The 11738-nt window shown below is 60.0% G+C and carries 10 protein-coding genes and 4 tRNA genes; 2 read left to right on the forward strand and 12 right to left on the reverse strand.

Annotated features, from left to right (window positions below):
- Position 1: 1 nt before the first annotated feature.
- From U5A08_RS20185 to gltX, 12 genes are all read right to left on the reverse strand, one after another.
- Positions 2–1282 (reverse strand): hypothetical protein, encoded by a 1281-nt coding sequence (locus tag U5A08_RS20185; protein WP_321848289.1) that lies wholly within the window; start codon positions 1280–1282, stop codon positions 2–4.
- Positions 1283–1378: 96 nt separating this feature from the next.
- The gene (locus tag U5A08_RS20190; RefSeq protein ID WP_321848290.1) at positions 1379–2335 is read right to left on the reverse strand and encodes a hypothetical protein; all 957 of its coding nucleotides are present in this window, start codon (positions 2333–2335) and stop codon (positions 1379–1381) included.
- A gap of 89 nt (positions 2336–2424) precedes the next feature.
- A complete protein-coding gene (locus U5A08_RS20195; RefSeq protein ID WP_321848292.1) occupies positions 2425–3228 on the reverse strand; it encodes a hypothetical protein in 804 nt (267 codons plus the stop codon).
- Between the two features lie 429 nt (positions 3229–3657).
- Entirely contained in the window at positions 3658–4623 is a 966-nt protein-coding gene (locus U5A08_RS20200; protein WP_253397539.1) for a tRNA dihydrouridine synthase, read from the reverse strand.
- A gap of 55 nt (positions 4624–4678) precedes the next feature.
- Positions 4679–5113, reverse strand: coding sequence for an acyl-CoA thioesterase (locus U5A08_RS20205; protein ID WP_321848295.1), 435 nt, complete (start codon positions 5111–5113; stop codon positions 4679–4681).
- Positions 5114–5151: 38 nt separating this feature from the next.
- Positions 5152–5985 (reverse strand): alpha/beta hydrolase, encoded by an 834-nt coding sequence (locus tag U5A08_RS20210; RefSeq protein WP_321848297.1) that lies wholly within the window; start codon positions 5983–5985, stop codon positions 5152–5154.
- Positions 5986–5998: 13 nt separating this feature from the next.
- Complete coding sequence (locus U5A08_RS20215; RefSeq protein WP_247403107.1) at positions 5999–6538, reverse strand: TetR/AcrR family transcriptional regulator; 540 nt, start codon at positions 6536–6538, stop codon at positions 5999–6001.
- Positions 6539–6721: 183 nt separating this feature from the next.
- A tRNA-Glu gene (locus U5A08_RS20220) sits at positions 6722–6797 on the reverse strand.
- A gap of 78 nt (positions 6798–6875) precedes the next feature.
- A tRNA-Ala gene (locus U5A08_RS20225) sits at positions 6876–6951 on the reverse strand.
- 50 nt (positions 6952–7001) lie between these two features.
- Positions 7002–7077, reverse strand: a tRNA-Glu gene (locus U5A08_RS20230).
- Between the two features lie 77 nt (positions 7078–7154).
- Positions 7155–7230, reverse strand: a tRNA-Ala gene (locus U5A08_RS20235).
- 147 nt (positions 7231–7377) lie between these two features.
- Positions 7378–8859: a glutamate--tRNA ligase gene (gltX, locus tag U5A08_RS20240; RefSeq protein ID WP_253397545.1), complete on the reverse strand. Its 1482-nt coding sequence runs from the start codon at positions 8857–8859 to the stop codon at positions 7378–7380.
- A 196-nt stretch (positions 8860–9055) separates the two neighbouring features.
- Here gltX and U5A08_RS20245 point away from each other — a divergent pair, with 196 nt between their 5' ends.
- Together U5A08_RS20245 and U5A08_RS20250 are read left to right on the forward strand one after the other, a co-directional pair.
- Positions 9056–10102, forward strand: coding sequence for an HlyD family secretion protein (locus tag U5A08_RS20245; RefSeq protein WP_321848299.1), 1047 nt, complete (start codon positions 9056–9058; stop codon positions 10100–10102).
- The gene (locus U5A08_RS20250) at positions 10092–11642 is read left to right on the forward strand and encodes an MDR family MFS transporter (RefSeq protein WP_482220665.1); all 1551 of its coding nucleotides are present in this window, start codon (positions 10092–10094) and stop codon (positions 11640–11642) included. Before U5A08_RS20245 ends, U5A08_RS20250 begins: the two co-directional genes overlap by 11 nt.
- The last annotated feature ends 96 nt before the right edge of the window (positions 11643–11738 follow it).

An 11738-nucleotide genomic window follows, 5' to 3' on the forward strand; every position in this document is an offset into this window, starting at 1 on the left:
CTCAGACCAGCTTCAGGGCCCGAAAGCCAGAATTCATCCAACGCGATGAGGCCAAGTCGTGCTTTTCTCCATAGAAATCCAGCACCCCATCGATCACCGCCACCGAATGCCCATTGTCCGCCAGGGTGCCGATCGCACCCTTGGCCAACTCTGCGACCGTACTTTCACGCAAGTAGCCAAACAACCCGAGGCGGCGCAGCGCTTCGCCTGGGAACTCACCATCGTTGAGGGTACGCAGAGCCGCCGCGTAACTCTCGCGGGCACGAAAATCGTTGTTCTCGATCTGCGCGCGTTTGGCACTGACCGCGTATAAAAAGTGGGCGGCATCCAGCAACGGCCGATTACTGCCATAAAAGTCCGACTCGGCGGCGGCCTGGCGCACTTCCTCGTGGGTCAGTTGCAGCCGAAAGGCGTCTCGCATGACCACGTCATACCCGGCCGGCGTGATGTGAACCTGCTTATAGATCCCCCTGGGGTCCTGCCCGAACCGGATCATCGCCGCCTTGATCGCCGATACCGTGACGCAATTGCCTTCTACCCCTTGGTAAAATCCACTCCAGACGTCCGCAGGCCGGATGCTCGGGACCACAGGGACGGCGTCACGATTGCTCGGAGGCGACGCTTGATCGTTGAACAACATGTACCCGTAACCCCGATCCGCCTTTTGCGGTGTGCCACCGTCATGCCTGATCCCCTCGCGCACCAGTGCCGCCCCGCGGTTATGGGTTTCCAGTACACCGACCGCCCCCTGGCCCGCCATATCGCTCACCGAAACAAACTGAGACAGGCCAAACACGCCCATACCCTGCAGACAACGCTGGGGAGTCTCGCCCTCGAGCGTCTTCGACAAGGCGGCTTCAAACGTCGCATACCCCTGGGTCAGTTGCTTGCGCTTAACAAAGGCTGCAAACACGAAGTTGGCATCCTCGACCACCTCGCTGTCCGCCCCCGCGAAGCGTGAAGCCTGCGACGCCTGCTGCAACTCCTGGCGGGACAGGTGCAGCTTGAATTCATCCTTCATCGTGACGTCGCACCCGTCCCCCGAAGGTACTAACTCATTAAACATCGCGGCTGGGCGCTGACCGAACGTCACCATCATCAACTTGATCACGGCCGCGTGGGTGCTGCAATCAAAGTTCTCGCCAAACCGCCGCTCGGTCGCATTAAACGCCAAAGCGATATCAGTCGGTTTTTCACCTGCAGGCTTCACCGGAAATACGCGCAAAGCATCGCGCTGCTGGGCCGTTGCATTCACTGAACGGCCACCTGTGGAGATATTCATGCACTGAGTTCCTGACACCTTAAAAAGCATTTGTCGAACAGACAGCCAGATTCAGACTGGCTGCACTGTTCGTCGCTGAACTGAAGACAACCGTCGTCACATTAGGGCTATGGCATCACCCTGCGTGGGGGCTTTTCCCTGTCGGCCCCACAGCTCTTCGCGGCCGTTGATAACCGCTACCGAATGCCGGGCCCGATTGCACATGCCCAACTGCCCCTTGGCGAGTTCACGCACAGAAACCCTTTTCATGTGCTTGCTCAACCCCAACCGCTTCAAACCCTCCCCCGGCCCCCTCTCATCCTCGCCATCATTCAGACTGCGGATCGCCGCACTGAAACTGCGCGCAGCCTTGCCATCGTTGTTTTCGTTCTGGGCACGCTTGGCGCTGACCGCGAAGAGAAATTGCGCGTCTTTGAGCATCTCTTTGTCAGGCCCGGAAAATTTTGCCCCCCGCGCGCCCTCGCTGAGTTCCCGGTCCGTCAGGTTGACGGATACGTCATCGCGCATGACCACGTGATAACCACGCTCGGTTTTTTTCACTTCCTTGAAAATATCCGTAGGGCTTTGGCCAAACCGGTACATCGCCGCCTTGATGGCCGATACCGTTACACAGTTGCCATCCGGTCCTTGGCGAAAGCCGCTCCAGATGTTGTCGGGCTTCGCGCCATTGCGCTTTCCCGAAAGGCCAGCAATGTTCGCAGCAGGCGCAGGTTGTGGCGCCGCCGGCTCTGGCACCACGCGCGGCGCGACCTCAGGTCGTGGCGGGGCTATATCCGGCACGGCTTTATCTTTCTTATCCGACACCAGGCTGATTAATTGAGTAAAAAAAGACGTGAACAGTGTCACTAACTTATCGACTGCATCTGAGTTTTTCGCCACGCCAGCGCTGTTATCCTGCGCATTTATCGGCCGGGCATTATTTCCAGAGGCCGGATCATTTACGACGCTGTCGAATTGAGGCAATTGTTCATTTTTTGCACTCTTGGAATCAACCGGAAGTAACTGACGCACATCCACGACACGCGCAATATTATTAATTGAACAACACGACATACATGCCTCCACTGGCATGCACTTCCCGAAACATTAAACTTCAAAGAAGTGCGCACCCTATTCGTTCTTATTAAAAGAGGTTGATAACTTCAGGACCGGCGCAGTGACCGCGGGCTGATGCGCCAGTCCCTCGAATCAAATCGACTTTCCGCCGGCCCAGGGCTGGTGATATCCGGGGCGGGCGTATCCGGCAGCGGCGCTGGCGTAATCGGCGGAACCACCGGGACCGTCGGTTGCGGAGTGACGCCATGTGCATGGCCGGGCATCACGCCAGGACTTGGGGTCGGCCTGACATGGGAGTGAATGTGACGCTCCGGCAGCACGTCAAGCTTGCGAACTGTCTCGGCCATGGGCGGGACGTGGGGCAAAGACGGCATCACCCTCGGCACCACTACGCTGTTCGCAAGCGCCTTGGTATCAGGGCAAGGACAGTGGCCGACGTTTACATTCACCTGCACATTGGCGTTGGCATCCTTGGTCACGGAGACGCCGGATTTGTGCACGTGCGGTAACACCGACAAAGCGTGCTGCCCTCGCGGATCAACCGTCAATGTAGAGTGTCCAGGCAGTTGGCGCGCATCGACTGGAGCGGCGAGCGGCTTATACTGAGTGGGGAATGCACCAGGCGCACTATTCTTCCCCGACAATATCTCGCGCATGGTTTTGAAGACTTGCTCGAGCATGTCAATCAACCGCGAGAAGCCACCTACATCAATCGTCATTGCATTGTTCGCCACGTTGAAATGGTCATGACGCAATGCCACAGGAGTGGCAAGCGCGTTGCCCCCCGAAGTACCCGATTGGTGGATGGCTGTCGACGTAGATGACGGCTGCCGCCCCGTGACGGTTGTATCAACATTGAGGAAGGGCGAATGGTTAATCGTTAGAGACATCAGCGAGTTCCTTATTGGCACGACCCGGCTCAGTTAATTGGCCGCAGACGCGAGAGTTTTTATTGGCTGGAAGCAACTCACGCTGCTTCACAGTCCGTACTTTCGTGGAATCTGAGGCCATCGAGTTCCAGAAATCGCGACTTATATAAGGAAACCAAATCAAACTTTCGGATTTTGCCTCATGGCCATTTAGAAAAACCCGCACCCCAAGTACCTCTGCCGAACATTAACGGGACACACACGCTAATAAACCCTGTTCTGCGCAATTTACCGATACAACCCCAGACACCGCGCAGCCGCCGAGTGTGATATTCCAACCCGCATAAACGCAAAATGCCCCGCATCTTTCGATACGAAGCATTTTATTGAAACACCCCACGCATTCATCCACTGTTGCAATGCACTTCAAAGGCATTCAAGCGTTATAACTTATGACTCAGGTTCACCAGAATGGGCCATCCCCAGCAATCGACTCACCTGCTTCAAATCGGTCTCGCGGCGCATTGCGGTAAACAGCTCCACCGCCTCGGGATAATTGCGCGTCAACATTGCCAACCACTGCTTCAGCCGACCGGGCGCCTGACGTTCGGTCAGCTGCGCCACCGACTGGGTCCAGAAGTCCTGGAGCAGCGGCTGCATCTGCGCCCAGGTCATTGCCACAACCTCTTCACCGGCCCTCGCCGCCGCGATCTGCCGCGCAAGATCCGGACGCGCCACCAGCCCGCGACCGAGCATGATGTCTTCGGCGCCGCTGACTTCGCGGCAACGCTTCCAGTCTTCGACACTCCAGATATCGCCATTGGCAAACACCGGCACCTTGACCACATCCTGCACGCGTGGAATCCACTCCCAGTGGGCTGGCGGCTTGTAGCCATCGGTCTTGGTCCGTGCATGCACGACGATATGCGCCGCACCACCCTCTGCCAGGGCCGTAGCGCAGACCAGCGCGCCATCCGGGCTGTCGAAGCCCAGGCGCATCTTGGCGGTCACCGGGATATGCGCCGGCACCGCGCGACGCACATGCTCGACGATGCGGTTGAGCAACTCCGGCTCCTTGAGCAGCACCGCACCGCCGCGCGACTTGTTGACGGTCTTGGCCGGGCAGCCGAAGTTCAGGTCGATCACTTGCGAGCCCAACTCGCAAGCCAGCGCCGCGTTTTCCGCCAGGCACACGGGGTCGGAACCGAGCAACTGCACACGCAGCGGCACGCCAGCGGCGGTGTGGGCACCGTGCAGCAGTTCCGGGGCTAGCTTATGGAAATACGCAGGGGTGAGGAGGCGGTCGTTGACGCGGATAAATTCGGTCACGCACCAGTCGATACCGCCCACGCGAGTCAACACGTCCCGCAGGATGTTGTCGACCAACCCCTCCATGGGCGCTAAAGCAATTTGCATGGAAAACACTCAACAAAAATCGTGGCGCAGTTTACTGGGTTTCCCGCCGCAACCGTTAACCCCCTGTCAGGGCGGGGCCGTAGCCGTCGAGAAACTCCGCCGGCATGCGCTTGGGCTTGCCACTGGACAGCTCGATGCAGACGAAGGTGGTTTGCGCGCGCAGTAAGGTCGCGCCGTCGCGAGGGCGTACCAACTGGAAACGACGGGTCATTTTCAGACGCTGGTCCCAGTCGACGATCCAGGTCGCCAGTTGCAACTCATCGCCGTCATAGGCCGCTGCCAGGTAGTCGATCTCATGGCGTACCACGGCCATGGCGCGGTCCAGTCGCCGGTACTCGGCGAGGTCCAGCCCCAGGCGCTGGGAATGGCGCCAGGCGCAACGTTCCAGCCAGGACACGTACACCGCGTTATTGGCGTGCCCCAGGCCGTCGATGTCCTCAGCGGCGACCTGCAGATCGATGATAAACGGCGTTGCCAAATCCCAGCCCATACCTTGCTCCTGTCGATTGATGTCGGCAGGGCAGTGTATCAGGCCGTTTGGCGCGCCTGTAAACGGCAGCCCGCCAGCAGCGCCAGCACCGCGTCGACCACCCGGGGATCGGCCAGCACTCGCTGGTGCCCGCCCTGCTCCAGGCGCAACAGGCGGCTGTCGAACCAGGCGTCGTGGATGACCTGGGACGCGCTGACCGGCACGAAGGTATCGTCTTCGGCATGCACGATCAGACCGGGGAGGTTCATCTGGTAATGGGCCACGTCCAAATGCTTGAGCGGCATGCCCAGGGTCAGCTCGACCTCTTGGATAAACGCCGAGCGCGCCCGCGATGGCAACCCGACCATGCCGGCGAACCCACGCAGCACATCGAGGAAGCGCGATGGCGCAGCAATGCTCACCAGCGCTTCGGTGCGCAGCCCCAATTGCACCGCCAGCATCGCACTGGCGCCCCCCATGGAATGGCCGACCACCGCGTGCAGCGGCGGCAACTCGGCCGCCGCTTCAAGCATGGCGCGGGCAAACAGCAGCACGTGGGCTTCACGCCCCGGCGAACGGCCGTGGGCCGGGCCATCCAGGGCAATCACCGAATAGCCGTTCTCCACCAGCGCGGTGATCAGGCTGGCGAACTGGGTGGGCCGCCCTTCCCAACCGTGCATCAGCAGCACCGCCGGGCCTTGGCCCCAGCGCAACGCCGACAGACCAAAACGCAAGGTGATGCGCTCTGCGTGCGCCAACAGTGGCAACTCCCAATCACGCGGCGGTAGATCCCGTGGGGTCATGAAGACCCGCCGCATGTTGTTGGCCACCGTGTGCGGCGCCAGGCGCCCCAAGGTGCCGTTGACGCTACGAATCCAGGTCAATGCGCCCATTCTGCAAACCCTCTTAACGTATGGCCGACTTCGCGGCACGCAACACGCGATCCGACAATTCACCCGGCCCGAGGGCACGCGCCAACGCCAGCCCGCCGATCATCAAGGCCATGTCCGCCAGGGCCTTGTCGGTGTCTTCCGGGCTGGCGGCCAGTTGCGCGGCCATCAACTCCACATGCTCATTGAGGACTTGGCGAAACGCGTCCGGCAGGCGGGCCATCTCGCCGACGGTCGCCGGAATCGGGCAGGCCTTGGCCGTGGAGTCACGGTGCTTGCGCGACAGGTAGAACGCCGCAACCAAGGCGCGGCGTTCTTCGCCGGTGAGTTGCGCATCCATGTCGTCAATCGATGCACGGCGCTGGGCCAACAATTGGCTGAAGGCTTCGAGCATCAGCGCATCCTTGCTTTCAAAGTGCGCGTAGAAACCGCCGACGGTCAGCCCCGCCGCGCCCATGACTTCACCAACGCTCGGCTCGGCCGGGCCGCGCTGAATCAACGCGGCGCTGGCGGCCTGCAGGATACGTTCGCGGGTTTGCGCTTTTTTATCGCTCATCGTTGCCTCCGACTCTCATGAGCCTAATATTATAACCATAATAATATTTCGCAAGCGAGTAGCATAACCACTGGTCAGAAGCCCGCACGGGCAAGAGAAAGGAGAATTGGCCAAACGCCAGACAAACAAAAGGGCCATTCAATAATTGAATGACCCTTAAAAATCCCGCAGAGCGGGTAATCGTGGCGTCCCCTAGGGGACTCGAACCCCTGTTACCGCCGTGAAAGGGCGGTGTCCTAGGCCACTAGACGAAGGGGACACAAACCTTCTATACAACTGATCAGGCTGAGACTGATCGATTCAAGTACGGCGTGGCCAGAACCTTGAACCTGTAAATTGGTGGAGCTAAACGGGATCGAACCGTTGACCTCTTGCATGCCATGCAAGCGCTCTCCCAGCTGAGCTATAGCCCCGGATTTTTCGCCTCGCGGCGCAGCAGACCTTGCGAACTGCTTGTTGAAACTGGCGTCCCCTAGGGGACTCGAACCCCTGTTACCGCCGTGAAAGGGCGGTGTCCTAGGCCACTAGACGAAGGGGACAAAACCTTCTGTACAACACGATCAAGCTAGGCCTGATCAATTCAAGGACGGTGTGGCCAGACCTTGAACCTGTAAATTGGTGGAGCTAAACGGGATCGAACCGTTGACCTCTTGCATGCCATGCAAGCGCTCTCCCAGCTGAGCTATAGCCCCTCATCGGTGAGGACGGGGCGAATCTTAATGGCGCTTTGGAAACGTGTCAAATTTATTTTCAACAATTTCCAAAGTTTTTTGCCGGGATAACAATCACTTACCAACCAAACCCCGAAAAACCGGGGTTTGGCCGCTACAAGCACTGACTCAGGCGATAGCGCCCAGCAGCTTCTCCCACTCTTTGTTTTCTTTCTTCGACACACCACCAAGCAAATCAAGGGCTTGGCGCAGACGGAAACGCGTGAGGTCCGGACCGAGAATTTCCATCGCATCGAGTACCGACACCGAACTGGCCTGCCCGGTGATCGCGGCAAACATCAGTGGCATGGCATCGCGCAATTTCAGCTCCAGGGATTCAACCACCGCCTGGATCGTCGCGGTAATGGCGTCCTTCTCCCACTGGCGCAGGCTTTCGAGCTTCCACAGGATCAACTGCATCAACTGGCGAACCTGGTCGCCGGAGAGTTTCTTCGACTCAAACAGCTTCGCATCCGGGTTCACGCCACCGGCAAAGAAGAAACTGGCCAACGGTGCGACCTGACTGAACGTCTCCACCCTGCCCTGCACCAGCGGTGCAATCTTCATCATGTACTCGGGGTTCAACGCCCACTGCTGCATGCGGCTGGCGAACGCTTCCACCGGCAGGTCGCGCAGCCATTGGCCATTGAGCCACGACAGCTTCTCGATATCGAAGATCGGCCCGCCCAGCGAGACGCGGGACAGGTCGAAATTGTCGACCATTTCCTGCAGCGAGAACTTCTCGCGCTCGTCCGGCATCGACCAGCCCATGCGACCCAGGTAGTTGAGCATGGCTTCGGGCATGAAACCCATGCGCTCGTAGAACGTCACCGAAGTCGGGTTCTTGCGCTTGGACAGCTTGCTCTTGTCCGGGTTACGCAGCAGCGGCATGTAGCACAGCTGCGGTTGTTCCCAGCCAAAGTACTCATAGAGCAGGATCAGCTTCGGCGCCGACGGCAGCCATTCTTCACCGCGCAACACGTGGGTGATGCCCATCAGGTGGTCGTCGACCACGTTGGCCAGGAAGTACGTCGGCAGGCCGTCGGTCTTCATCAGCACTTGCATGTCCATGCGATCCCACGGGATCTCGACGTCACCGCGCAACATGTCCGGCACCACGCACACGCCTTCGCTCGGCACCTTCATGCGGATCACATGGGGCTCGCCGGCGGCCAGGCGTGCGGCCACTTCTTCTTTCGACAGCAGCAGCGCACGGCCGTCGTAGCGCGGGGTTTCGCCACGGGCCTGTTGCTCGGCGCGCATCTGGTCCAACTCTTCTGCAGTGCAGAAGCATGGGAACGCATGACCCATGTCGACCAACTGCTGGGTGTACTGCTTGTAGATGTCGCTGCGCTCGCTCTGACGATACGGGCCGTGCGGGCCGCCGACGTCCGGGCCTTCCGACCAGGTGATGCCCAACCAGCGCAGGGCGTCGAAAATCTGCTGTTCCGACTCGCGGGTCGAACGCAGTTGATCGGTGTCTTCGATCCGCAGGATGAATTCACCGCCGTGCTGCTTGGCAAAGCAGTAGTTGAACAAGGCGATGTAAGCAGTGCCGACGTGGGGGTCCCCGGTAGGCGATGGCGCGATGCGCGTGCGGACGGTGGTCATGGCAGGTCTCGAATGGGCGATATAACTGAAATTAAAACAAGGGGCGAATGGTAACAGCCATGGGCACTTGGGCTCCAGCGTCCTCCGTACCGAGCATGGCATATAGGCCAAGTTTGGGTCTGGAGTCTCGCTATAGCTATTTGCCAACTGGCTGGCTGGTTATATTCCATTACCTCTTGTTACAGACGCCGCGCCCATGCCTGCCCCACTGAAACGCCGCCTGCTTATCTTCGTATTGATCGTGAGCCTGATCGCCCTGGGTTTCTTCGCCCAGTGGTTCTTCAGGGGGCGCTTCTACGAAAGCACCGATAACGCCTACGTACAGGGCGAGATTACCCGTGTCTCCAGCCAACTCGGCGCGCGGATTGTCGAGGTGCTGGTCGGTGATAACGAGCACGTGCAACAAGGTCAACTGCTGGTGAGGCTTGAAGGCGACGACTTCCACCTGGCCGTGGACCGCGCCAACGCCGCCCTCGCCATGCGTGAAGCCGAGCGCACCCAGGCGCAGAGCAAACTCACCCAGCAAGCCAGCCTGATCGCCGCCGGCGAAGCCAAAGTGGCGTCCAGCCAGGCCAGCCTGGGCCGCTCGCAGATCGACCTGTCCCGCGCCCAGACCCTGCGCAAACCCGGCTACGTCTCGGAAGAACGGGTCACCACCCTCTCCGCCGACAACCACATCGCCCGCTCCCAAGTGACCATGGCCCAGGCCGACCTGCAGGGCCAGCGCCAGCAGGTCAACGCCCTGAACGCCGAGATCAAGCGCCTCGACGCGCTGATCGCCAACGCCAGAACCGACCTGGCCCAGGCCGAGCTGAACCTGACCCGCAGCGACATCCACGCGCCCATCAGTGGCTTGGTCGGCCAGCGCGCCGCGCGCAATGGCCAATACGTGCAAGCCGGCGCCTACCTGCTGTCGATCGTCCCCGACCAGGACATCTGGATTCAGGCCAACTTCAAGGAAACCCAAATCGGCCATATGCAGCCCGGGCAAAAAGCCGAGCTGACCTTCGATGCTTATAGCGATACACCGATCGAGGCGCGGGTCGACAGCCTCTTCGCCGCCTCCGGGGCGCAGTTCAGCCTGTTGCCGCCGGACAATGCCACCGGCAACTTCACCAAAGTCGTACAACGGATGCCGGTGAAACTTACGTTTGCCGCGGATAACCCGCTGAAGGGCAAGATCCGCCCCGGCATGTCCGTCACCGTCAAAGTGAACATCAAAGACCAGCCTGATGGCCGGTGACCCACTGCTGCGCCCGGTCGGCGAACCGACCCGGCGCGACTGGATCGCGGTGATGAGCGTGATGCTCGGCGCCTTCATGGCGGTGCTCGACATCCAGATCACCAACTCGTCCCTCAAGGACATCCAGGGCGCGCTGTCAGCCACCCTGGAAGAAGGCTCGTGGATTTCCACCTCCTACCTTGTAGCCGAAATCATCATGATCCCCCTCACCGCCTGGCTGGTGCAGTTGCTCTCGGCACGGCGGCTGGCGGTGTGGGTGTCGATAGGATTCCTGACCGCCTCGCTGATGTGCTCCATGGCCTGGAGCCTGGAAAGCATGATCGTGTTCCGCGCCCTGCAAGGCTTTACCGGCGGCGCGCTGATCCCCCTGGCGTTTACCCTGACCCTGATCAAGCTGCCCGAACATCACCGCGCCAAAGGCATGGCGATGTTTGCCATGACCGCCACCTTCGCGCCGTCCATCGGCCCGACCATCGGCGGCTGGCTTACGGAAAACTGGGGCTGGGAATACATCTTCTATATCAACGTGCCGCCCGGGCTGCTGATGATCGCCGGGCTGCTCTACGGCCTGAAAAAAAAGGCGCCCCATTGGGAGCTGCTGAAAAGCACCGACTACGCCGGCATCGTCAGCATGGCCATCGGCCTGGGCTGCTTGCAGGTGTTTCTGGAAGAAGGCCACCGCAAGGACTGGCTTGAGTCGAACCTGATCGTCAGCCTGGGCAGCGTCGCCCTGCTGAGTTTGATCACCTTCGTGATTGTGCAACTGTCCAAACCCAACCCGCTGATCAACCTCGGCATTCTGACCAATCGCAACTTCGGCCTGTCGAGCATTTCCAGCCTGGGCATGGGTGTCGGGTTGTACGGTTCGATCTATTTACTGCCGCTGTACCTGGCGCAGATCCAGAACTACAACGCGCTGCAGATCGGCGAAGTGATCATGTGGATGGGCGTTCCCCAGCTGTTCCTGATCCCGCTGGTGCCGAAACTGATGAAGTATGTGTCGCCAAAATGGCTGTGCGCCTTAGGATTCGGCCTGTTCGGCCTGGCGAGTTTTTCCTCGGGCGTGCTCAACCCGGACTTTGCCGGCAGCCAGTTCAACCAGATCCAACTCATCCGCGCCCTCGGGCAGCCGTTGATCATGGTGACCATCTCGCTGATCGCCACGGCCTACATCCTGCCCCAGGACGCCGGGTCGGCTTCAAGCCTGTTCAACATCCTGCGTAACCTCGGTGGCGCCATCGGCATCGCGCTGCTGGCGACCTTGCTGGATGCGCGCACCAAGGTCTATTTCGATTATTTACGCGAGGCGATCGTGCCGACCAATCCCCAAGTCGCGGAGCGGCTGGCGACGCTGACGGAGCAATTGGGCAACCAGACGGCGGCGCTGGGCAAACTCAGTGAGATTGCGCACCAGCAGGCGCAGATCATGGCCTACAACGATGCGTTTCACTGTGTGGGGTTCGCGCTGGGGGTGAGTATGCTGGCGATTTTGCTGACCAAGGCATTGCCGGCGGGGCTGAAGGCTGGGGAGAGTCATTGAGACCGTGTCGCGCCTATCGGGAGCAAGCTCCCTCCCACATTTGACTGCATTTCAAAGTTGGAACCCGGTCAAATGTGGGAGGGGGCTTGCCCCCGA

This window comes from Pseudomonas paraveronii (assembly GCF_963681955.1).
Taxonomy (GTDB): Bacteria; Pseudomonadota; Gammaproteobacteria; order Pseudomonadales; family Pseudomonadaceae; genus Aquipseudomonas; species Aquipseudomonas paraveronii.